This window comes from Roseobacter weihaiensis, assembly GCF_020622345.1.
Lineage (GTDB): Bacteria > Pseudomonadota > Alphaproteobacteria > Rhodobacterales > Rhodobacteraceae > Roseobacter > Roseobacter weihaiensis.
Map to the genome: position 1 here is coordinate 45,837 of NZ_JACNMO010000014.1, position 21,299 is coordinate 67,135.

A 21,299-nucleotide genomic window follows, 5' to 3' on the forward strand; every position below is an offset into this window, starting at 1 on the left:
GACGACCGGAACACGCTTCAGAAAAAGGTATTTTGCCGCTTGTCCGTCAGATCTCTCAGGCTTTGCGCTGGAAGAGAATTCAAGACAGGGCCGCTCTAAATCGGGGCGAAGACGACCCCAAACCCGCACGCGCAAAGGGCCAGTGTACTCAGCGGGGCCCGTGCGGCAATCAATCCGTATGAGATGAGGCTCGACCCCACAGCCATACGCACAAACGCAATCAGCGCCATCTCCGGCGCCTGAAGCAGACGGATCAAATCAGGGTTGGCGATCATCCCAAGGGGGATCACGTAAAGCCCCACCCCCAGCGCCATTGCCGTGATCGCGACGCGGAGCCAATTCTCTTGCATCATCCCTGAGGAGATGAAAACGGCACCGCAGACAGGCGGGGTGATTGTCGACAAAAGCGCGTACCAAAACACGAACAAATGCGCCTGCAAAGGCTCTAGCCCCAACTTAATGAGCGCAGGACCAGCCACCGAGACGCAAATGACATAGGCCACCGTTGCGGGCATCTCCATCCCCAGCACCAGACATGCCAGTGCGGTCGGCAGCCGCGCAGGCCAAAGCATGCCGCCCGCACCGGACAAGATCAAAGAGGTGATCTTTACCCGAGTGAAAATGGCCGATGTTCTTCAAGCCCGTGGCTTCTTCGTCACGACTTTATGGCTTCAGCGAGAATGCACATCATCTCGAACATCAGCGAGATGCCAAGCCATGCCGTGCCGCCCACTGGGTCAAAGGGCGGTGCCACTTCGACCAGATCAGCGCCGACAAGGTTCAGACCCGCCATCGCACGAATGAGCTGCTGTGATTGATAGCTGTTTGGTCCCCCGATTTCCGGCGTTCCTGTACCGGGCGCGAACGCCGGATCGACAAAATCAATGTCAAAGCTGCAATAGCTTGGCTGCGTTCCCAGAATATCGCGCGCCTCGGCCATGACGTCCTCGACGCCGCGATCAAAAAGCTCTTCGATGCGAATGATCCGAACACCTTGTGACAGTCCCCATGCGATGTCGTCGGTATTGTATGCCGTGCCCCTTATGCCAATCTGAACAAAGCGTTTGGGGTCCACTAGCCCCTCTTCGATGGCACGGCGGAACGGCGTCCCGTGGGTGAACCTGTGCCCGGCGAAGTAAGTGTCAAAAAGATCTGTGTGGCTGTCGAACTGGAGAAGACCCAAGGGCGCGTCGGCCCCCAGCGCCCTGAGGATCGGCAAGGTGATCAGGTGATCTCCCCCTGCTGTCATGGGCGTGATCGCGCGCGCCTTGAGGTCCGAATAAAACGCAGTGATCCGATTGAGGTTGTCGTGAATATCCACCGGGTTTGGCGCCACATCGCCCAAATCGGCACAATTGACGGTGGTGAAGGGGTTGACGCCGGTGACCGGATTGAGCGCCCGGATCATCGTGGAATGGTCACGCAACTGCCGCGGGCCATGGCGCGCACCCGGACGGTTCGTTGTGCCGCCATCCCAGGGGACGCCGACCAGCCCCAACTGTACCTCGGCGTATCTTGGATGATCCGGCGTCAGAGCCGGCAGACGCATGAATGTCGGAACCCCCGCGAAGCGGGCCAATTCCATTGCCGATACCGGCTGAAAAAAAGCGTTTTCCCGTGGTGTCATATTGCGAGATGCCCTTTTCGTTTCTTGGCTGGATAGCTGCGCTGGCGTGGGCCTCATCAAGTCTTCTTGCGGCGACGGTTGCCCATTGCCAAGATAAGGGCGCGTGTCAGGATGACCATGACGACGATACAAATCAGCACGACCGAGACCGCCGCGATGGCCGGATCGATATTGTCGCGCAGCCCCATCCACATCAATCGCGGGAGGGTGACAACATTAACCGAGGTGATGAAGATCGTGACACCGATCTCCTCCCATGACAGCACGAAGCTGAGAAAAAATGCCGTCAGAACACCAAAACGGATGTTGGGCAGCAGCACGGAGTTGATGCGGCGCGCGAGCCCAGCCCCCATGGCACGTGCAGCAAGGTCGATGCGTCTGTCCACCTGCGCCAGGGATACACTGATCAGAACGACCGCAAAGGGGACGACCATAACTGTGTGCGCCAGAACGACACCGAGCCAGCTGTCATAGCCAATCAGTGCATTGAGCTTTCCGGCGGAGACGAGGAAAAAATAAAGCGTCAAGGCGGACACAACGGGTGGGGCCACCATCGGCAAAAGAGCCAGACCGATCAACAGCCCCGCAAATCGCGGGCGCAGCATCCAGATCCCAAGGCTGAACGCCAAGGCCAGCGCCGTCGCCAGAAGCCCGGAGAACAGGGCAATCTGCACTGAGAGCACTGTGGCCTCCCACCATTGGGGTGTCTCAACCAGTGTCTTGTAATGCCGGAGGGACAACGCGCCGTCCGGCAATGACAAAAACCGTTTCGGCGTAAAGGATACCGGGATAACCGCGATCAGCGGCATCAGCAGAAATAGCCCCACAAAGGCCGCGCCGATAACGGCAATATGGCTCAGACGCTGGGTCATCGATCCGTCCGCGGCGCGATGCTTTTGAGGAGCGCGACGAGAAACATGCCGACGCCTGTCATCAGCAGGACACTGATCGCGGCAGCCAGCCCCCAGTTCGGACTTTGGAATATCCGCAGGTAGATCAGCTCCGCCAACATGACGCTACGCCCCCCTCCCAGAATGGCGGGGGTCACGAAAAAGCCCAGCGCAAAGACAAATACGATGAGGGCCGCACCGATGATGCCGGGACCGGTCATAGGCACGAAAACCTGCCAGAACACGCGGGAGCGCCGCGCGCCCATCCCCCGCGCGGCCAGAAGCGCCCGTTCGTCAACATTGCGCATGGCGGCAGCCAGCGGAAAGACTGCGAAGGGGATCAGGAAATGCGCCATGCCGACAATGACGCCGAACTCGTTGCGCACCAGCGTCAGCGGCGCGCTGATAATGCCGATGGCCTGTAGCCACTCGTTGATGAGACCACGGTTCGACAGGAGGGCAAGCCAGCCAAAGGCGCGGGTGAGCACCGAGATCCAGAAAGGGATCAGGATGCACAGCTCAACGAGCAACCTCTGAATCGGCGTGCCGCGCACCCAGACCAGCGCTATGACATAGGCCGCCACAACCGACACCAGCGTCACCGCCAGGCAAATCCGCAGCGTACGCAACACCACGGAATGGACCAGCGGATCGCTGAGCGCGGAGTGATACTGCGTCAGGCCCGGCTCGGGCAATGTGACGCTCCAACCGACAATGCCCAGAAACGGCAGGAAATAGCAGACCCCCAGAAAAAGGAGCAAGGGCCCGATCAGGAGGCTGGTTCGGAGAGCGTAGGACATCGGGATTATGCCCCGGGGCCGACCCCAGGGCCGGGTCTTCAAGCCGACGCGATGCCGAGATAGGCATCAAGGGCGGCACCGTAGTTTTCCTCGTACCAAGCTATATCTAGCGGTATCTGCTTGCCAAAGTTCGCCGGATCGACGGGGTTGAAGCGTTTGAGCTCGTCGGGCACGAGGGCGTCCGCTGCCGGGTTGCCGGGCCCCTGCGCCATAAGCTCGAACATCACCAGCTGCTTTTCCGGAGCCTGCGCTTCGGCGATGAATTTCATGGCGGCGTCCTTGCCGCCGGGATTGTCTTTCAGCACGGCCATCGACCCCGGCGAGAGAAGCCCGTCATCCCAGATGAATTTGATATCACCCTCGGAATCCTCCTCGAGGATCTTGGCGCGGGTGGACCAGATCAGCGCCATCGAGGCATCTCCGTTCAACAGCAAGGACTGGCTTTCTGCCCCGCCGCCCCAGAAGGCCACGATGTTTTCCTTGAAGCCGGCAAGTTTCGCGTGCGCGCGCTCCAGATCGAGCGGATAGAGATCGTCGCGCGCAACGCCGTCCGCCAGCAGCAGCGCTTCCCACATGCCAACACCCCATTTATACATCGCGCGTTTGCCGGGGAATGCCTCGACGTCGAAAAAGTCGGCAATTCCGGAGGGCGGGGTGTCGCCGAATTGCGTACTGTCATAAGCAAGGACATAGGAGAAGAAATATGTCGATGCGGCATACTCCCATCCGAAGCCCTCGCGGGTTTTCGCGGGATCGACAACGGTATAGTCAATGGGCTCCATCAGTCCCTGCTTGCCGAGCGCCTGCGCCGAAAACGGGTCGGCGTCTACAATATCCCAACTCGGGCTGCCGCTTTCGGCCTGCGCCTGGATGGCCCCTTCGGTCGGGCCGGAGCCGTCCTGCTTGACAGTGATACCTGTGGCCGCTTTGAAAGGCGCACCGAACGCAGTGTCATAGGCGGTCATGGCGTCGCCGCCCCAGTTCACGAAAACCAGTTGCCCATCGGCCGCCAGCACCGGTGTACCCTGCGTTGCCAGCGCCGTGGTGCCCAGAAAACCAGCGGCCAGCTGGGTGAACTGTCTGCGCGAGATATGGCCCGCGCGTGCCTTGTTCGCCAGAATTTCGATGACGTCTTTTTCAAAAGGTGTCTTCATGTGATCTCTCCATTGGTTTGTCTGAATGCCGGTTTTCCGGTCTGTTCTTTCTGTTTGTTCTTTAAAGAAAAACACCGCGTTCCTCCGGCCATGTCACCCAGAGCGACGCGTTGTCCGTGATGTGTCCCGAAACCTGCGCCGTCGCCACATTCAGGGTTAATGCCTGCCCTCCGGGGGTTTCGAGCAGCAGTTGAGTTTCTGCGCCCATGTAGATGTGATCGACAACACGCGCCTGAATGGCGTTTCCCGCAGCGGGCTTTTCTCTCGCGATCCGCATATGTTCGGGCCGGATTGCCAGTTTTCCTCCGGGCGCGCCCGCCGTTGCCGCCACACGCAGAAGACTCGCCTCGAACCGGGCTGTGACATGGCCGCCGTCTTGCCGTGCGTCCAGCACGGGCAGGATGTTGATGTCTCCCAGAAACTCCGCAACGAACTGGTTGCGCGGGTGTTCATAGACATCCCGGGGGGTGGCAACTTGCTGAAGCCGCCCGGATTCAAAAATCGCGATCCTGCTGGACAAGGCGAGAGCTTCGGTCTGATCATGGGTGACGAACACAAAGGTCGTGCCGGTTTCGCGGTGCAAACGGCGCATTTCGTCCTGCATCTGCCCGCGCAGGTTCCGGTCGAGCGCTGAAAAAGGTTCGTCCAAAAGCAGCACCGGCGGCGCGTAGGCAAGCGCCCGTGCCAGGGCCACGCGTTGTTGCTGACCGCCCGAGAGCGCTGCTGGACGCTTGTGCCCGTGCCCCTCCAGCCCCACCATTTCGATCATCTGGGCCACGCGCTGCTTGATGTCTGCGCCTGAGCGGCGCTGCACCTTCAAGGGGAAGGCGATGTTCTGCGCAACAGTCATGTGGGGAAACAGCGCATAGCCCTGAAACATCATGCCAAATCCACGCGTCTCCGCGGGTTGGCCGGTGACATCGCGGCCGTCCAGAAACAAGCGCCCTGCGCTCACGGGCTCAAATCCACCGAGGATCATCAACAAAGTGGTTTTCCCCGATCCTGACGGACCCAGCAGGGTCACGAATTAACCGCGTCCAATTGTCAGCGAAATGTCCGAAAGGGCCACGAAGCTGCCAAAGGATTTGCCAACACCTTCTGCTCGTATTTCCGCAGCGCGGCCACTGCTTGTCATCACGTTGTCCCGAGTCAAAGCGTTCATACTCAGGTACGATAGGGTGAGAGGACGGGCCGCGTCACCCATCGCCGCCCAAGTCCGACCATATGCGTTCTGCCATCGCCTTTATTTTCAGCGCTTCTGTCCAGCGGTCGGACAATTCCCGCCCGTCGGCCCCTGTCATGGCATATTCCGGCGGTCCCAATTCGCAAAGAAATACCAGATCGCCTGCGTCGTTGCGGGCGCGCCAATCTGCGAGCCCCTCTTTCCAGAGGCTCTGAAACAGGGCCACCCACTTGGCGTGCTGTGGAAAGTCGATCTGCACCTGGATTTGCTGGCGGCTTGCCACGCGGCCCTGAAAACTGTCCGCGCGCGCGAAACACCGCGCCAGCAATTGCCGTTCCCAAGCGGCCAGGGGGAGCTTGAATTCGCGGTCAACGATGTAATGTGACAGGTCGGCGGCAAGGCGCATCTCCGGGATGGCGTCCAGCAGAGAGACGGTCGAGAACAGGTCGTTGGTGATGCAGTTGCGGTGGGTTTCGAAATGCACCGGGATGCCAACCTCATCCGACATCTCGATCCAGCGGCGGATCACCGGGATGGCCCCCGCAACCGTCAGCGGAAAAACCTGCCCCACGACATTGACGTAGGGTGCGCCGAAATCCTGCGCCATCTTCAGCGTGTCGCGCAAGCTTTCGACAGTGGGGGGGAAGGCCACGATCAGAGGCGTCAACCCTTCCCGTTGCAGATGCGGGCGCACAGCATGGGCCATCTCAATATCCGCCGCACCAAGATCGATTGCGAGCCCGGCGTAGCCGGCATCAGCGACCATGCCGGCAATTCTGTCCAGTGCGAGCAGCTCACCCGACGCGTCATGCGGCTGCATGGACCATAGCGATTGAAAGACCCTCAGGCGCTTCACGCAGCCTCAATACGTTGTGTACTGCCGTCACCGCGCGGAACAATCCAGACCTCGTCATAAGGATATTCCGCCTCCGACTTTGAGGACAGTTTGCGAAGCACTTCGATCTGAAATTCGATCCAGCCCATCTGGTGCGGTTTTGCCCCGCTCTGACGCATTTCGGCGTCCAGGCTCGACAATTGCCAGAAAGGTACGCTGGGAAAAGTGTGGTGCGCCGTGTGATAAGGCATCTGCCAGCGCATCAGCGCATTCGTCTTCGTGGAACGGGTGTTCTCAAGAATGTCATCTTTATGACTAAGCCCCAGGTGTTCGATCGTGTTCTGCAATTGGTGCACGGGCTTCATGATCACCATAGGTGCGAGCCATAGGATCACGGCTGCCCAGGACCCGGTTGCGACCGAGATCAATGCAATCGCGAGGTACAGGGCCGCGTGAATACGCGCCTCGCGGATCACTTTGCCATGCTCGGCCTCCCGGATGTAGGGTTCGATCACGATACCGCGGCACAAGCGCAGGATACGTGTAACGCGGCTGTGCCAATAGGTTGGTCCCCAGAACCACAGCAAGTAGCTGCGCAGCGTGTAAGGCTCGCGTACCAACTCGCCGTCTTTTTCCCAATTCTGCGTGTGTTGATGATGCGCCCAGTGCTGTATCTTGTCGAAGTCGCGCGGGAAGATCATCAAGAAGCCGATCAGCCTGCCAAGCCATTCGTTAAGCCACTTTGTACTGAAGACCGTGCCGTGGCTCAGCTCGTGTTGCGCGGCATAGAGAAAATTGATCAGCACACCGTGTACCATAAAGATGGGAACGACCCACCACGTCCCCCAGAGCATCCAAAGCGCTGTTCCGGACAGGGCAATGGCCCCTGCATGACTTCCGAACTGCAAGGCACCTTGCAGATCAGACCGTTGCATCAGTTCACGCATCCGTTCGGGCGAGACAAGCCGACGGCGAGAAAAACTTGCATTCATGGTCAGACCTCCTGAGCGTGTTTGGTCGATGTTGATGGCGAATTCATTTTGTGTAAACTGATATTTTTTTGTATGTTCCATGAAATGGATTTGTTGAAATGCGCATCGGATCGAAACATCTGCCGCTAAAATCATTGCAAGGATTTGAAGCGACGGGGCGCCTTCTGAACATGAGGCATGCTGCAGAAGAGTTGAACCTCACCCAAAGTGCTATCAGCCACCAGGTTCGGTCCCTGGAAAGGGCTTTGGGGCGGCCCCTCTTTGCAGAGAACAGGCGGCGGCTTGTGTTAACCCCTGACGGTGAACGCCTGTTAGGTGCTGTCCAACAAGGTCTTGAACTCATCGCGGCGGCTGCCGCACAGGTCCGCGAGGACACTTTTTCTTCCAGCCTTTCGGTTTCGGCTCCGCCGGCCTTTGCGTCACAATGGCTCGTGCCAAGGTTGCCACGTTTTCTTGATCTCTTTCCTGATTTGACCTATTCGCTGATCCCGACGTCAGGCAATTCTCTGAAAGACTTGCCGCGCGTGGATGCATCTATCGTTTTCAATAGCGCACAGTTTCCGGGCATGCGGGTAGAGGCACTGACGCAGCTCGATATGTTTCCCGTCTGTGCTCCGAACAGTGTTCTGGGCACCGCGCCGATGGCCCCCGAAGATCTGCGCAGGGTCACGCTGATCCACGAGGACCAGGGGGAGATCTGGGCAAGATGGTTCGCAGCTGTCGGCGCGGACCAGACAGAGCCGCGGCGAAACATTTTCGTTTCGGGAACGCAGGCAGCACTTGCGCTTGCTGTTGCCGGTGTCGGGTATGCCATTGACGATGGCATTATGGGGGCAAAAGCGCTGGCGGACCGTTCACTTGTCAGACCCTTTGGCCAGAGGACATTTGCGTTCGGATCGTATTCGATCGTAACCCCGCCTTTGGAGCGCGTCACGCCTGCGGCACTCGCGTTCACCGACTGGGTGCGTCAAGAAATATCCGAAACAATTCGGGTGCGTTCGTCCTGATGTCTTCTCGTTCCACGTTCCGAAGCGCGTAGAAATGCGCGCGGCGAGATCATTGGATATCAAGTGCCAACTGTCGACGGTAGGCTCCGCGACGTGATCTCTTGCATGAAACATGCGCCACAACAGCGGAACGGGTTGGGTCACGACTTCACACTTGGCGGGGTTCCGGCACCATTTGCACCGGTAAATGAACGGCTGCTTTGAGTGGCGGACGAGACCAGATCCGAAGCACCAGCGGACACCCATCCATTGATCGTGGATATGGTCGAACAGGTGAAGAGTGCCTATTCGCGCGCGGCATCAAGTGATCATGGTATAATGGCATATGGGTCAGCCCTGAAGCGTTTCCTTCTGTCTTTCGAGAAGCTGATGTGTAACTGGCATCCTTCCAAGCTATGTTCCCGTGTATTCCGGTCTCCGCCGTGCAATCCACGCACTCAAACCTTCATGAACGTCATCGGTCGCCGACATCCGCGCAAACTGTTCGCGCTCTATCAGCAACCCTTCGTCGATGGTTGTGTTCATCCCTCTGGTGACGGCGGTGATAATCCGTGACGCTGCGAGGGGTGAATGCCGGATAATGCGCTCTGCCAAATCAAAGGCGGTGGGCAGCAGCTTGTCATGCGGGACAACTTTGTTCACCAGCCCCATCTCATACGCCCTTTTGGGGGAGAAGGTGTCCCCTGTCAGCAGCAACTCCAGCGCGCGCTTTCGTCCTGCAAGACGCGGCAGCCGCTGGGTTCCGCCAAACGTGGGAGGTATCCCGATGTTGATCTCTGGTTTCGCAAACAGGGCTTTTTCGCTTGCGACGGCCAGATGAACGGCCTCTGTGATCTCGCATCCACCTCCGAAAGCAATTCCGTTGACGGCAGCGATGATTGGTTTTGGAAAGGTTTCCAGCCGGGCGGTCATGGTCTGGCCACGTTTGCAAAAGTCTCTGACGGCAATGTCGATGCCTGCTTTGACACTCTGGGTAAACTCGTGAATGTCCCCACCCGCCGAAAACGCGCGCTCGCCAGCACCGGTGAGAACGACGGCCCGTATGGACGAATCCGTTTCGATAGAGTCGAGCAACGCGCGCAAGCGGTCGTTTGTGGCGTAGTTGAGCGCATTCAACTTCTCAGGCCGGTTCAAGGTGAGAAGGGCGATAGCCCCTTTTTTTTCGAATGTTATCAGGTGTGGCATGGGGATCTCCGTTTGATTCCAAAGATCATACCGAGACTTGGATTTAAGGTATACTCACTGTATAGTATACGTTGTCATGACGTCAGAAAACCTCTCTGCCAAAGACCGTATCCTGGATGCGGCAAACCGCTTGTTTTATAGCGAGGGCATTCGTGCTGTGAGCGTGGATGCCATTGCTGCAAAAGCCGGCATCACAAAGAAGACGCTCTACTACCATTTCAAGAGCAAGGACGATCTGATCGCGGCCTATCTGGCGTCGCGCGACCAGCCTAACCTGGCACTTTTCAGAAAATGGTTCGACGAGGCCGATGGGGAGCTTGCCGATAAGGTTGAGGCCATTTTCTCAAAACTGGCGCAATCTGCCCGTCATCCGAATTGGAAAGGCTGCGGCTTCTTGCGAACGGCAGCGGAATTGGCAAACATGCCGGGCCATCCGGCAATGAGGGTCGGGGCCGCGCACAAGAAGAAGTTCGAAGCATGGCTCTTTCACGTCTTTGAGGATTGCCAAACGGAAAATCCGCACGAATTAGCCCGACATGTCGTCCTGCTGATGGATGGTGCGTTCTCAACCGTTCTCGTACATCATGACGCGGAGTATCTCGTGTCCGCCGGACGCGCTGCAAGAGCTCTGGTTGCGAATGCCTCTTGATGGAGGCGTCGCGCGAGACCGCGCGCTGCCGTGAGGCGGTCATTCGCACAGGTGCAACGAAAGGGCGTGTTGTCCCGCGGCGCGGGCCCTGCCGGATGGTGTTGCCAACCGCAGCTTTATCTCAGTTGTCGACACGCGCGCCGCCAAGAAACGGTTTTCAGCCTCGCTCGGAGCGGGCATTTCTGCGGTGCGCGACATTTCTGCCGTTTCAAGCTCTGCAGTGTGGACAGATCCGACCTGACCAATTTCAAGTTATGTGCAAGGCAAGATCAAAGCCGCCGTGAAGCGCTGGCCGGTGTTTGTCAGTTCGATGTGACCGGAAAAGCTCTCGGCCACGACCTTTGCGATAGGCAGGCCGAGCCCTGATCCCGCGCTTGGGCCAACCTGGCTGAAACGTCCCAGCGCCCGATCAAAATCCTTTGGCGCAATGCCTTTCCCATCATCGGACACAGCGATCTCAAAGGTGTCGCCGATGTCGCGGGCTGTCAAATCAACGCGTGTCAGCGAGGGCCCGGCATGAAGCATCGCGTTGTCGATTAGGTTCAACACTGCTTGTTCGAACATCACCGGGTCGCCGCAAAGCCCAACTGCCTGATCTGTCACGCTCGCTGCAAATTGGAGCCCTCGGCCTTGAGCGGAGCGGTCTGCCTTCAGAGCAATTTCTTCCAATATCGGCTTGGGATCAAATGGATGATGCTCGCCATATGGCGGGGCGCCGCGGGCCTTTTCCAGCGTCAAAAGATTGTTGGCAAGCTGGCCCGCATCCCGTGCGGCCTCCAGCAAATCTTGTGATCGCTCTTTGGCATCTTCAAGAGATTTCGCGTTTGCCACTGACTCTGCGAGGCTCAACACCCCCGTGATGGGATTGCGTAACTGGTGTGCCGCATCCGAGATGAAGGCGTTCTTTGCGTCGAAGCTCCGGGACACCTCGTCCAACAGCTTGTTGAAACGCCCGACAATTCCGCTGACTTCCTGCGGGATGCGCCGCTGGATCGGAGATAGGTCTGATGCTGAACGTCTGGCAATAGCATCCTCAAGGTCGATGAGCGGGGCCAACCCGCGCCGGACGCCAAACCAGACAATGACGGCCAAAGCGCCAATCATCGAGGCGATGATCAGGAACACAGGCTGCGCTCGCGACTGCACGAAGCCATCCCTGACGGAAGTTTTTTGCCAGACGGTGAAGGTGAATAGCCCGGTCAGGCCATCCATCGTCGTGCTTTGAGAAAACCGCAAGGCGCGCACCGTGGAGCCTTGATAAACAGCATCATAGTAGGTTTGCGTCGCGTCCGGAGCGGTTTTTTCAGGGGGCACCGGAGGTGTGGCATAGCCTGTCACAAAGACTCCGTCAGGCGCATAGACGTGATAAAATACTGCACCGCCTGATGTGTCGCGCAGCAGATCGCGGGTCTCTTCGCTGAGCGCATCGCCCCCGGACATCGCCGTGTCTCGCGAAATGGCAAGCGCCGTGGACAGGAGCGAGCGGTCAAACCGTTCCGCCGCATTCGCTTGCGCATCGAGATAAGCCCAGGCGCCGACCAGTGCCGCGATCACCATCAGCGGGGCAAGAATGACAATCGTCAAACGCCCACGAAGAGACAGGCTGTTCTTCATCCTATCGCCTGCATCATGTAGCCCAGCCCGCGTTTCACAATGATCTGAACGCCGTAGGGCTGGAGCCGTTTGCGCAGGCGGGAAACATAGACTTCGACCACGGGCTCATCCACGTCGGCACCGGTGCCATAAAGGCTATCCAGCAAGAGTTGCTTTGAGACAATCCGTCCCTCCGCCATCAGCAGCCGCTCGAACAAGGCGACCTCCCGGCGCGGAATGTCGAGCGGACCCTCGGGCCCCTCGACCGTTCGGGCAGTTCTGTCGAGCGTCACACGCCCGATGCCGGTGATCGGTCTGGGTTTCTCGGCCACGCGCCGCGACAAGGCCCGAATGCGCGCGCCGAACTCCTCCATCTCAAAGGGCTTGCTCAGATAGTCGTCCGCGCCTGTATCGAGCCCTTTTACCTTGTCGTCGATCTCTGCCCGGGCTGTCAGCAAGAGGACCGGTCGCTGATCGTCCCGCGCCCGCATGCGGCGCAGAATCGTCAACCCATCGAGGTCCGGGAGGTTGATGTCCAAAACCACGATATCGGCAGCATCATCACGCAAAAAGGCTTCGGCCTCTGCACCATCGTGCAACAGATCAACCGCGTGGCCTGCATCTTGCAGGTAATATCGAAGACCTTTGGCGACCGAGATGTTGTCTTCAATCACGAGGATGCGCACGACCGTCCTTTCAACAAAAATCCAAGATGCAAGGCTCACGCAAGGATGTCACTGCAAGGTCTTGGCATCAAGAAGACTTGGGAGGTCTTCTGATTCTATGTCTGGGGCCCTGCTGAGCCCCTTGGGAGGAGTACAAATGCTTAAGAAAACCCTGCGCCCACTGGCGGGCGCACTCGCGATGTCGTCCGCGCTGGTCGCAACGCAAACCATGGCCGATGGCCACCAAATCGATCTTTCCGGCAAAACTGTCGAATGGATCATTCCTTTCTCCGAAACCGGTGGCTCCGCCAAATGGGCCAATTTCTATGCCCCACTTCTGTCCGAGGCTCTGCCCGGCAACCCCACCGTGGTCGTGACGTTCAACCCCGGTGCCGGGTCCACGAAGGGGGCAAATGCGTTCCAGCAAATGGAATATGAAGATGGCACGACGATCTTTGGCTCGTCCGGTTCCACCCAGTTCCCCTATCTGCTGAGCGACCCGCGGGTGCGCTATGAATACCGCGACTGGAACGTGGTCTTGGCCTCTGGCACCGGTGGCGTGGCGTATCTGCCAGCCGATCTGCACGGCATGCTCGGCGAAGGTGGCGATGCCGCCGGGATCGCGGGTGAAGACTTCATCTATGGCTCCCAGGGCGCAACCCGGCTGGACCTCGTGCCGCTTCTGGCTTGGGAGATGCTGGGCCTGAACGTGGAGCCTGTCTTTGGTATCGAAGGCCGTGGCGATGGCCGTCTGATGTTCGAACGCGGCGAAGCCAACATCGACTATCAGACATCTTCTTCGTTCCTGTCGGGTGTGACGCCACTCGTTGAGGCCGGCACCGCTGTGCCATGGTTCTCATTCGGTGCTCTGGACGCGGATGGCAACATCGTGCGTGACCCGACGTTTCCCGATATGCCAACCTTCAAGGAAATCTGTGAGGCCACCGAAGGCTGCGAGACCGAAGGCGAACGGTGGGACGCTTGGAAAGCATTCTTCACCGCGGGTTTTCCGGCTCAGAAGATGGTCTTCCTGCCCGCAGGCGCACCTGAAGAGGCCATCACGACCTTCACCGAAGCCTTCGCTGCGATCCAGGAGCGGGATGATTTCGCCGAGATCAGCCAGGCCCGTCTTGGCGCCTATCCGCAGATGACGGGTGAGGCGGCCAAAACGGCGATGGCAAGTGCCACCGATGTGCCGCAGGAGGCCAAAGACTTTGTGATCAACTGGCTGCGCGAACGCTACGGAGTCGTCCTGCAGTAATCACACCATTCCCCACCCGTTCAAACCACGGGTGGGGGTTCTCTCATTTGAAATTTCACCGAACGGGGGCCGATCATGGAGGTCTTTGCGACAGCGTTGCCTGCGCTCAACGATGCGTTTGCGATGATCCTGCAGCCGCATGTGCTGGGTTTTCTGGTCCTCGGTGTTGTGATGGGGCTGTGTATCGGTGTCTTTCCGGGCCTTGGCGGGATCGCGGGCCTGTCTCTGCTGCTGCCGTTCATGTTCGGGATGGAGCCGGTCACGGGCCTTGCCCTGATGATCGGCATGGTCGCCGTGGTGCCGACCTCCGACACCTTCGCCTCGGTCCTCATGGGGATACCCGGATCGTCAGCCAGTCAGGCGACGGTGCTGGACGGTTTTCCCATGGCCAAAAAGGGCCTCGCGGCGCGGGCGCTGTCGGCAGCCTTTGCCGCCTCCCTTTTCGGCGGTCTTGTGGGTGCGGCTTTCCTGACGGTTTTCATTCTGGCCGCGCGCCCCATCGTCTTGCTCTTCCAGACCCCCGAATTGCTGATGATCACCATTTTCGGCCTGTCGATGGTCGGCATTCTTGCCGGGCGCGTGGCCTTGAAGGGCCTTGTCGCGGCCTGTCTGGGCATCCTTGTGGGCACCATCGGGGAGGGGGCGAGTTCCGGCGCGTTGCGTATGTCGACCTATGATATGCCCTATCTCGCGGATGGGCTGAAACTGGTGATCGTGGGGTTGGGCATCTTCGCGATCCCGGAAATCGTGGCCCTGTTGCGCCGTGACAAGGCCATCTCTGACCGCGCGCCGCTCGGGGGGGGATGGCTCGAGGGGGTCAAGGATTGGTGGAGCAATAAATGGCTCTCGGTGCGCTGCTCGCTGATCGGCGTCGTCGTGGGCGTGATCCCCGGCCTCGGCGGGTCGGTGGTGGACTGGATTGCCTATGGTCACGCGGTGCAGACCGCCAGGGACAAGTCAGAATTCGGCTCAGGCGACGTGCGGGGGGTGATCGGGCCAGAAAGCTCGAACAACGCCAAGGAGGGTGGTGGGCTGGTGCCGACGCTGCTGTTCGGCATCCCCGGTTCCGGCTCCATGGCGATCTTTATCTCCGCCGTTGCACTGCTTGGCACCGGTTCCATCGAGGTCGGGCCCTCGATGCTCAAGAACAATCTTGATTTCACCTATGCCATCGTCTGGCTGTTGGCGCTGGCCAATGTGGTCGGTACCATCATTTGCATCGCGGCGTCGGGCGGCATCGCGAGGCTGACCGAAATCCGCTTTGCCCTCTTGGCCCCGTTCCTGTTCATGATCATCGCCTTTGCCGCGTTTCAGTCGCGGCAGGAGATCTGGGACCTCGTCGCTCTTTTCGGCATCGGTCTGCTGGGCATCATGATGCGCCGTTTTGACTGGTCGCGGCCTGCTTTCCTGATCGGTTTTGTGCTGGCCGCGCCTGCCGAACGTTACACAAATCAGGCCTACCAGATTGCCGCGTCGCGGTTCCGCCGCGGGTTTGAAGAAGGGATCGACTATATCTTCAGCCCCATCGTGATCGTGCTGATCATCATCACACTGCTGTCGGTGGTCATCGGTTTGCGCCAGGCCAGAAATATTCAGGCCGAGGGCACCGTGGTCTCTGGCACCAAGAGGGCGCCGGTGCTCTTCTTGCTGGCGGTCACAGCCTATATCGCGCTGGCTTACTGGAATGCTGCGGTGATCCCGGATTTTGCCCGCATGGACCGGGTGTTCCCGGTGTTTGTCGCAACTGTCGCGCTCATCGGCTGCGTCTTGCTGCTGATCCAGATGATGCGGTCAGACGAAACCGCCCCCATCTTTGCCGATCGCGAGGCCGAAGACGCCGAAGACAACGTGCACAGCCTGTGGTCGACGCTGGGATGGTTCGCAGGCTTGCTCGTTGCCTCTGCGCTTGTGGGGTTCATCCTCGCGCTAGCCGGGTTCCTGCTGCTCTTCATCCGCATCCGGGCCGGCAAGAAATGGGGGTATGCGGTGATCTACACCGCATGCGGCATCGCATTCATCTGCACCATGGCCTGGACGCTGAACCGCGATTTCCCCCCGGGGCTCTTGCAGTCTTACGTTGATCTGCCGTGGCCGCTCACATGACCCAGACCGCGATTCCTTTCCTGTTCATGCGGGGTGGGACCTCGCGGGGGCCCTATCTGAACCGTGCCGACGTGCCCGAAGACCGCGAGGCATTGGCCCGGGTGCTGATCGCCTTGGTGGGGGCGGGCCATCCGCTGAACATAGACGGTATTGGCGGCGGCAATGCGGTGACAACCAAGGTGGCGATGCTGTCGCGGTCAGAGGACGCGTGGGCAGACATCGACTATTTTTTCGCACAGGTGAGCGTGGAGGACCGGGCCGTCGATTTCAAACCGACCTGCGGCAACATCCTGTCGGGCGTTGGACCGGCAGCCATCGAGATGGGGTTGATCGCGCTCGGAGGCCGCGAGACCAAGGTGAAGATCCGCGCGGTAAACACCGGGGCGCGGGTCGTGGCGACGGTTCAAACACCCGCAGGGGCCGTATCCTACGCGGGAGATGCCGCCATTGACGGGGTGCCGGGCACGGCGGCACCCGTGGCCTTGCAATTCATGGATACCATCGGCGGCACCACAGGCGCCTTTCTGCCCACGGGGCACCTCATCGACACTTTTAACGGGGTCGATGTCACCTGCATGGACGTCGCAATGCCCATGGTCATCGCCAAGGCCTCCGCATTTGGGCTAACAGGTTATGAGAGCGCCGGGGCACTTGACGAGAACACGGAATTCTTTGGCAGGATGGAAGCTGTTCGTCTCCTGGCGGGAAAGGCGATGGGCATGGGAGACGTCGCATCCTCTGTCACGCCGAAATTCGGCCTTCTGGCGCCGGCCCGCGACGGTGGCACCATTGCAACACGCTATTTCATGCCGTGGAAAACCCATCCCGCCATGGCCGTCACCGGTGCACAATGTCTTGCCTCCTGCGTGCTGACACCGGGCACTGTGGCCGACGGGATGGCCAGGAGATCGACCGCCCGTCCTGCGACCGTCACCCTGGAACATGCCTCTGGCCGGATCGATGTGCTGGTGGAGTATGACCTGACCGCCGATGGCATCGACCTGCGGTCTGCCGGTCTTGTGCGCACAGCGCGTCTTTTGGCCCGTGGAGAGGTCATGATCCCCGACCACATCTGGAGCGCCGCATGAAAGTCCATATCCTCGACGATTGGTTCGATACCCTGCGCGGCTTGCCTTGTTTCGCAAAGCTCGCCGACCACGATGTGACGGTCTGGACGGACCATGAGCCCGATCCTGCAAAACTCGCCGTTCGCATTCAGGACGCCGAAGCGCTTGTGCTGTTCCGGGAGCGTACCAGGATCGGGGCCGATCTGCTGGACCGCGTCCCGACCCTCAAACTGATCAGCCAACGCAGCGTCTACCCGCACGTTGATGTAGCGGCCTGCACGTCCAATGGTGTCACGCTCTGTTCCAACATGCACAGTGACACGCCCTCTTATGCGGCGGCGGAAATGACCTTGGCCCTGATCCTCGCCAGCTATCGCCAGATCCCACAACAGGTTGCGTCGATCCGCAACGGCGATTGGCAGATGGGCGTGGGCCGCACGCTGCGCGGGCGGACGCTGGGGCTTTATGGCTATGGGCGTATCGCGCAAGCCGTTGCATTTTATGCAAAAGCCATGGGAATGCGCGTGCAATGGTGGGCGTCCGACGCGGGGCGCGCGCGGGCGCAGGCGGACAACCAAACCGTCGCGGCTGACCGCACGACGTTCTTTGCGACCTCCGACATCGTAAGCCTGCACGTAAGGCTCAAGCCCGCAACGCGTGGCATCATCACGGCAGACGACCTCGCCGCGATGACACCGCGCAGCCTGCTGGTGAACACATCACGTGCCGGTCTCATCGCGCCGGGTGTGCTGGAATCCGAGATCGCCAGACGCCGCATCGGAGCGGCCCTCGACGTCTTTGACACCGAACCCCTGCGCGACACGGCGAACCCTTTGCTGAACCACCCCAGCGTCCTGCCGACCCCGCATATCGGCTACGTGACCGAGGATGAATTCGACCTGCAATTCAGCGATATCTTTGATCAGATCAACGCCTTTGCCGCAGGCGCGCCCATCAACGTCATCAATCCACAGGTTTCGGGCTAAAGAGCCGTGCCGCGATTGGTGCGCCAAGGATCACCGTTACGATCCTGAGCACATGGTGCGCAATCACGAAGGCCATGTCGGCTCCTGCGATCAGCGCAAGCACCGTCATTTCCGCCTGACCACCGGGTGCGAAAGCCAAAAGCGTCTCCATTGGCGGTGCCAAGGCGAACAGGTGGATCACTTCGAAAAAGACCGATGTCAGAACCAACAGGATGACGCAGAAGCCCAGGGCGGCGGCCACGTCGCGGCGCACCTCGGCACCTGTGACCCCCGCGTATTTGGATCCAACGGTCATCCCGATAAAAAACTGCGCCGCCCAGATCGCCTCGACCGGGGGGCGGTGCTGCAAAACGCCGGTCAGCGCCAGGATGCCCGCCAGGATCATCGGCCCCAGGATCGAGGCGCCAAACAGACCAACCGCCTTGGCGATCTGCCATCCTGCCAGCCCCGCCACGATCATCAACACAAGCTGAGGCAGAGGCAACGTGACGGCTGGCACCCCCGGCGGGTTGCTGAGATCGACACCCCAGTAGCCCTCCAGGACGAACGGCAGGGCCGCGACGATCACAACGACCCGCGTGGCGTGTATCAGCGACAGCGTGCGGACGTTGCCGCCTGCCTCCTCCCCAAAGAGCAGCATGTCCTGCAAACCGCCGGGCATTGCAGAATAGTAGCTCGTGGCGAAGTCGAACCCCCAAAGCCGCTGGAAATAGGGGACGCCGACCAGCCCGATGAGAAACACCATGACCGGCACCAAAACCAGCGTCGTCCACATGCCGGCCATGCTGGCCACCAGCGCCGTTGTGAATGTCGCTCCGACGGCAACTCCCAGGATTGTCCGCATGGCGTTATCCAGGAAGGACAGGCTTTTCAGGGGCACGCCCATAAGTGCGGCCACGAGGCAGGCTGCGATCGGACCAAGCAACCATGGCAGTGGCAGCCCCAGAACGTGAAAGATCACCACGCCGACCCCGGCGACCCCATGCGTGATCGTGATCTGAATCATCCGCGCATGACCTGCAAGCGATAACGCAAAGACGTCTGCAAATGCGCCTCTGCCGCAGCTCCGGCCCCGTCGATGTCGCCCGCGCTGATCGCATCCATGATCTGGCTGTGCTGATGCACAACGGTTGCAATCCTGTCCACATCCGCCAAGGTCGTTGGTCCCAGCAGCAGGAGTGCATTGTTCATCGCGCGCGCTGCATCCAGCAGAAAACGGTTCCGTGCCGCCAGATAGATGGCGCGGTGGAATTTCTGATTGACCGCAGCGGCGCGGGGCGCATCGTCCCTTGTTTGCGCGAGGTCTTCATTCAATGCCGCAAGAGCGTCCACTTCTGCCTCGGCGGCATGTTTCGCCGCCATTTCAGCCGCTGTGCGCTCCAACACCAGCCGCATCTCGTAAAGCTCAACCACTTCGGTCTGCCCCAGTTTTCGGATGACCGCTCCGACACGGGGGCGATGTTCGATGATGTTTTCGGCCTCCAGCCGGCGCAACGCTTCCCGGATCGGCGTGCGGGAAAGCGCGAGCCGCTCCGCGACCTCAACCTCGCGCAGACGGTCACCGGGTTGATAAACACCTGTTTCAATCGCCTGCATCAGCTTGGCAAAGGCCACACCGCCCTGCGAGAGATCGGATGGATCTGCTGTCATCACAGCGCCTCTTTCCAAATTGTATCCTCTTGGATACACTTTTTTTAAAGAGGAGACTCGAAAATGTCAAAGCAGGTCATCGTTGTGGGATCAGGCAATGCAGCACTTTGTGCGGGGATTGCGGCCCTCGAGGCGGGCGCGCAGGTTCTGATGCTGGAAAAGGCGGATGAAGCACTTGCGGGCGGCAACACAAAATACACTGCAGGCGCGATGCGCTTTGCCTATGATGGTGCGGATGATTTGCTGCCGCTGCTAAAGGACCCTGACGATCCGCGGCTCGAAATCACAGACTTCGGCGGTTACACGACAACCAGATTTGCCGAAGACCTGCTGGGGTTTAACGGCGGACGACCCTTGTCGCCCGAACAGGAACGGCTGATCTCAGGGTCATTGCCCGCTCTGCAATGGCTCGGCGGTCACGGTGTGAAATTTGAACCAATCTACAGTCGCCAGAGTTTCGAAAAAGACGGGCGACACGTCTTCTGGGGCGGGCTTACGCTGGCAGCGGAAAATGAGGGCGTCGGCCTTTTCGAGATGGAACTGGCAGCCTTTGAGCGTCTTGGGGGTGCTATCCGTTATAGCAGCGCGGTGACCGGCCTGCTCAGCCAGGAGGGCCGCGTCATTGGTGTGCAAGCCGGCGACGAAGACATCCCCGCCGATGCCGTCATATTGGCGTGCGGCGGGTTCGAAGCCAGCGAAGCGCGGCGGAAGGAGTGGATGGGTGGCCATTGGGATAAGGCCAAAGTGCGCGGCACGCCGATGAACACCGGCGACGGTCTGGCAATGGCGTCCGGGATCGGCGCGCAACGCTACGGCTTGATGGATGGCTGCCACGCAACCCCCATGGACTTGCACATGGCGGACTACGGCGGACTTGATCTGCCGGCATCCGAGCGCAAGAACTATCGCAAGATCTGTTACTTTCTGGGCGTGATGCTGAATGCCAACGGCGACCGCTTCGTGGATGAGGGGGAAAACTTCCGCAACTACACTTATGCTCAATTCGGCAAGGCGGTTCTGGATCAACCCGGTCACTTTGCATGGCAGATATTTGACGCAAAGGTCGATGATCTTCTTTACGCTGAATACAGCTTTCACGACGCCCATTTCGTTCAGGCTGACACGCTAGCGGAGCTTTGCCAAAAGCTTGAAGGCGTTGATGCCGATGCCGCGCGCGCGACACTGGATGCTTTCAACAAGGCGGTAAACGATGATACACCCTTCGACCCGACAAGTCTGGACGGCAAGAACACACCAGATCTTCCCCTGCCAAAATCCAACTGGGCGCAAAAACTGGATACAGCACCTTTCAAGGCGTACCCGGTGACAGGCGGCATCACTTTCACCTACGGCGGGCTTAAAGTCTCCGAGAATGGCGAGGTTCTTCGAAACGACGATACGCCGATCAAGGGGCTCTACGCGGCGGGTGAAATGGTGGGAGGTGTGTTCTTTGAGGGCTATCCCGGTGGTTCAGGTCTGACGTCCGGAGCGGTTTTCGGGCAAAATGCCGGCAGGAATGCCGCGCAATAGGGCCGAAAGCCTGCCATGTTGTTGCAGCAAATTCCTGTTGCCCGCCCTGCGAAAGTCGTCTCTTCGCCAACAGCGGGTATATATTCAGCTGTCGGAAATGGTGCTTCCGCAGCGTGTGAATG

20 protein-coding genes and 1 pseudogene are annotated in these 21,299 nt (G+C 59.6%); 8 read left to right on the forward strand and 13 right to left on the reverse strand.

Annotation, left to right across the window (positions count from 1 at the left end):
* Window positions 1-95: 95 nt before the first annotated feature.
* The 8 genes from H7847_RS15585 to H7847_RS15620 all read right to left on the reverse strand — a co-directional run bounded on the left by H7847_RS15585 (window position 96) and on the right by H7847_RS15620 (window position 7,616).
* Entirely contained in the window at window positions 96-572 is a 477-nt protein-coding gene (locus tag H7847_RS15585; protein WP_406676009.1) for a TRAP transporter large permease subunit, read from the reverse strand.
* A gap of 83 nt (window positions 573-655) precedes the next feature.
* The gene (locus H7847_RS15590) at window positions 656-1,585 is read right to left on the reverse strand and encodes an agmatinase (protein ID WP_227270408.1); all 930 of its coding nucleotides are present in this window, start codon (window positions 1,583-1,585) and stop codon (window positions 656-658) included.
* A 98-nt stretch (window positions 1,586-1,683) separates the two neighbouring features.
* Entirely contained in the window at window positions 1,684-2,499 is an 816-nt protein-coding gene (locus H7847_RS15595) for an ABC transporter permease (RefSeq protein ID WP_227270409.1), read from the reverse strand.
* A complete protein-coding gene (locus H7847_RS15600; RefSeq protein WP_227270410.1) occupies window positions 2,496-3,317 on the reverse strand; it encodes an ABC transporter permease in 822 nt (273 codons plus the stop codon). Before H7847_RS15600 ends, H7847_RS15595 begins: the two co-directional genes overlap by 4 nt.
* Before the next feature lie 38 nt (window positions 3,318-3,355).
* Window positions 3,356-4,471 (reverse strand): ABC transporter substrate-binding protein, encoded by a 1,116-nt coding sequence (locus H7847_RS15605; protein ID WP_227270411.1) that lies wholly within the window; start codon window positions 4,469-4,471, stop codon window positions 3,356-3,358.
* A gap of 61 nt (window positions 4,472-4,532) precedes the next feature.
* Window positions 4,533-5,450, reverse strand: coding sequence for an ABC transporter ATP-binding protein (locus H7847_RS15610; protein WP_406676012.1), 918 nt, complete (start codon window positions 5,448-5,450; stop codon window positions 4,533-4,535).
* Window positions 5,451-5,667: 217 nt separating this feature from the next.
* A complete protein-coding gene (locus tag H7847_RS15615) occupies window positions 5,668-6,510 on the reverse strand; it encodes a sugar phosphate isomerase/epimerase family protein (RefSeq protein WP_227270413.1) in 843 nt (280 codons plus the stop codon).
* Window positions 6,507-7,616, reverse strand: coding sequence for a fatty acid desaturase (locus H7847_RS15620; protein ID WP_227270414.1), 1,110 nt, complete (start codon window positions 7,614-7,616; stop codon window positions 6,507-6,509). The genes H7847_RS15615 and H7847_RS15620 overlap by 4 nt, the downstream gene beginning before the upstream one ends.
* Before the next feature lie 35 nt (window positions 7,617-7,651).
* Here H7847_RS15620 and H7847_RS27190 point away from each other — a divergent pair.
* Both H7847_RS27190 and H7847_RS15625 read left to right on the forward strand, forming a co-directional pair.
* Window positions 7,652-7,726, forward strand: a pseudogene (locus H7847_RS27190) (LysR family transcriptional regulator); the annotation flags it as partial.
* A 39-nt stretch (window positions 7,727-7,765) separates the two neighbouring features.
* Window positions 7,766-8,488 carry a LysR substrate-binding domain-containing protein gene (locus tag H7847_RS15625; RefSeq protein WP_319799775.1) on the forward strand — a complete coding sequence of 241 codons (723 nt, stop codon included), beginning with the start codon at window positions 7,766-7,768 and terminating at the stop codon, window positions 8,486-8,488.
* 393 nt (window positions 8,489-8,881) lie between these two features.
* Here H7847_RS15625 and H7847_RS15630 read toward each other — a convergent pair whose 3' ends face one another.
* Window positions 8,882-9,673: a crotonase/enoyl-CoA hydratase family protein gene (locus tag H7847_RS15630; RefSeq protein WP_227270416.1), complete on the reverse strand. Its 792-nt coding sequence runs from the start codon at window positions 9,671-9,673 to the stop codon at window positions 8,882-8,884.
* A gap of 76 nt (window positions 9,674-9,749) precedes the next feature.
* Between H7847_RS15630 and H7847_RS15635 the strand changes: the two genes are divergently transcribed.
* The gene (locus H7847_RS15635; protein ID WP_227270417.1) at window positions 9,750-10,322 is read left to right on the forward strand and encodes a TetR/AcrR family transcriptional regulator; all 573 of its coding nucleotides are present in this window, start codon (window positions 9,750-9,752) and stop codon (window positions 10,320-10,322) included.
* Window positions 10,323-10,574: 252 nt separating this feature from the next.
* On the opposite strand, the gene H7847_RS15640 is transcribed toward H7847_RS15635, so the two are convergent.
* Entirely contained in the window at window positions 10,575-11,936 is a 1,362-nt protein-coding gene (locus tag H7847_RS15640) for a sensor histidine kinase (RefSeq protein WP_227270418.1), read from the reverse strand.
* Entirely contained in the window at window positions 11,933-12,640 is a 708-nt protein-coding gene (locus H7847_RS15645; protein ID WP_319799776.1) for a response regulator transcription factor, read from the reverse strand. Before H7847_RS15645 ends, H7847_RS15640 begins: the two co-directional genes overlap by 4 nt.
* 97 nt (window positions 12,641-12,737) lie before the next feature.
* On the opposite strand from H7847_RS15645, the gene H7847_RS15650 reads away from it, so the two are divergent.
* From H7847_RS15650 to H7847_RS15665, 4 genes are all read left to right on the forward strand, one after another.
* Window positions 12,738-13,841 (forward strand): tricarboxylate transporter, encoded by a 1,104-nt coding sequence (locus tag H7847_RS15650; protein ID WP_227270419.1) that lies wholly within the window; start codon window positions 12,738-12,740, stop codon window positions 13,839-13,841.
* A gap of 75 nt (window positions 13,842-13,916) precedes the next feature.
* Window positions 13,917-15,944 (forward strand): tripartite tricarboxylate transporter permease, encoded by a 2,028-nt coding sequence (locus tag H7847_RS15655; protein WP_227270420.1) that lies wholly within the window; start codon window positions 13,917-13,919, stop codon window positions 15,942-15,944.
* Window positions 15,941-17,032 carry a 4-oxalomesaconate tautomerase gene (locus tag H7847_RS15660; RefSeq protein WP_227270421.1) on the forward strand — a complete coding sequence of 364 codons (1,092 nt, stop codon included), beginning with the start codon at window positions 15,941-15,943 and terminating at the stop codon, window positions 17,030-17,032. The genes H7847_RS15655 and H7847_RS15660 overlap by 4 nt, the downstream gene beginning before the upstream one ends.
* Window positions 17,029-17,997, forward strand: coding sequence for a D-2-hydroxyacid dehydrogenase family protein (locus tag H7847_RS15665; protein WP_227270422.1), 969 nt, complete (start codon window positions 17,029-17,031; stop codon window positions 17,995-17,997). Before H7847_RS15660 ends, H7847_RS15665 begins: the two co-directional genes overlap by 4 nt.
* Here the strand turns inward: H7847_RS15665 and H7847_RS15670 are convergent.
* Together H7847_RS15670 and H7847_RS15675 are read right to left on the reverse strand one after the other, a co-directional pair.
* On the reverse strand, window positions 17,975-19,003 hold the full coding sequence (locus tag H7847_RS15670) for an AbrB family transcriptional regulator (protein ID WP_227270423.1): 1,029 nt from the start codon (window positions 19,001-19,003) through the stop codon (window positions 17,975-17,977). The two genes, H7847_RS15665 and H7847_RS15670, sit on opposite strands and share 23 nt — an antisense overlap.
* Complete coding sequence (locus H7847_RS15675; protein ID WP_227270424.1) at window positions 19,000-19,647, reverse strand: GntR family transcriptional regulator; 648 nt, start codon at window positions 19,645-19,647, stop codon at window positions 19,000-19,002. Before H7847_RS15675 ends, H7847_RS15670 begins: the two co-directional genes overlap by 4 nt.
* A 63-nt stretch (window positions 19,648-19,710) precedes the next feature.
* On the opposite strand from H7847_RS15675, the gene tcuA reads away from it, so the two are divergent.
* On the forward strand, window positions 19,711-21,177 hold the full coding sequence (tcuA, locus tag H7847_RS15680; protein ID WP_227270425.1) for an FAD-dependent tricarballylate dehydrogenase TcuA: 1,467 nt from the start codon (window positions 19,711-19,713) through the stop codon (window positions 21,175-21,177).
* Window positions 21,178-21,299 lie beyond the last annotated feature (122 nt).

Excerpts from the sequence above, each read along its gene's own strand:
- tcuA (WP_227270425.1), top strand. The coding sequence starts at position 19,711 with ATGTCAAAGCAGGTCATCGTTGTGGGATCAGGCAATGCAGCACTTTGT.
- H7847_RS15665 (WP_227270422.1), top strand. The coding sequence starts at position 17,029 with ATGAAAGTCCATATCCTCGACGATTGGTTCGATACCCTGCGCGGCTTG.
- H7847_RS15590 (WP_227270408.1), bottom strand. The coding sequence starts at position 1,585 with ATGGAATTGGCCCGCTTCGCGGGGGTTCCGACATTCATGCGTCTGCCG.
- H7847_RS15640 (WP_227270418.1), bottom strand. The coding sequence starts at position 11,936 with ATGAAGAACAGCCTGTCTCTTCGTGGGCGTTTGACGATTGTCATTCTT.
- H7847_RS15670 (WP_227270423.1), bottom strand. The coding sequence starts at position 19,003 with ATGATTCAGATCACGATCACGCATGGGGTCGCCGGGGTCGGCGTGGTG.
- H7847_RS15635 (WP_227270417.1), top strand. The coding sequence starts at position 9,750 with ATGACGTCAGAAAACCTCTCTGCCAAAGACCGTATCCTGGATGCGGCA.
- H7847_RS15660 (WP_227270421.1), top strand. The coding sequence starts at position 15,941 with ATGACCCAGACCGCGATTCCTTTCCTGTTCATGCGGGGTGGGACCTCG.
- H7847_RS15585 (WP_406676009.1), bottom strand. The coding sequence starts at position 572 with ATGCTTTGGCCTGCGCGGCTGCCGACCGCACTGGCATGTCTGGTGCTG.
- H7847_RS15630 (WP_227270416.1), bottom strand. The coding sequence starts at position 9,673 with ATGCCACACCTGATAACATTCGAAAAAAAAGGGGCTATCGCCCTTCTC.
- H7847_RS15675 (WP_227270424.1), bottom strand. The coding sequence starts at position 19,647 with ATGACAGCAGATCCATCCGATCTCTCGCAGGGCGGTGTGGCCTTTGCC.
- H7847_RS15600 (WP_227270410.1), bottom strand. The coding sequence starts at position 3,317 with ATGTCCTACGCTCTCCGAACCAGCCTCCTGATCGGGCCCTTGCTCCTT.
- H7847_RS15650 (WP_227270419.1), top strand. The coding sequence starts at position 12,738 with ATGCTTAAGAAAACCCTGCGCCCACTGGCGGGCGCACTCGCGATGTCG.
- H7847_RS15655 (WP_227270420.1), top strand. The coding sequence starts at position 13,917 with ATGGAGGTCTTTGCGACAGCGTTGCCTGCGCTCAACGATGCGTTTGCG.
- H7847_RS15620 (WP_227270414.1), bottom strand. The coding sequence starts at position 7,616 with ATGATTTTAGCGGCAGATGTTTCGATCCGATGCGCATTTCAACAAATC.
- H7847_RS15610 (WP_406676012.1), bottom strand. The coding sequence starts at position 5,450 with ATGATCCTCGGTGGATTTGAGCCCGTGAGCGCAGGGCGCTTGTTTCTG.
- H7847_RS15595 (WP_227270409.1), bottom strand. The coding sequence starts at position 2,499 with ATGACCCAGCGTCTGAGCCATATTGCCGTTATCGGCGCGGCCTTTGTG.
- H7847_RS15605 (WP_227270411.1), bottom strand. The coding sequence starts at position 4,471 with ATGAAGACACCTTTTGAAAAAGACGTCATCGAAATTCTGGCGAACAAG.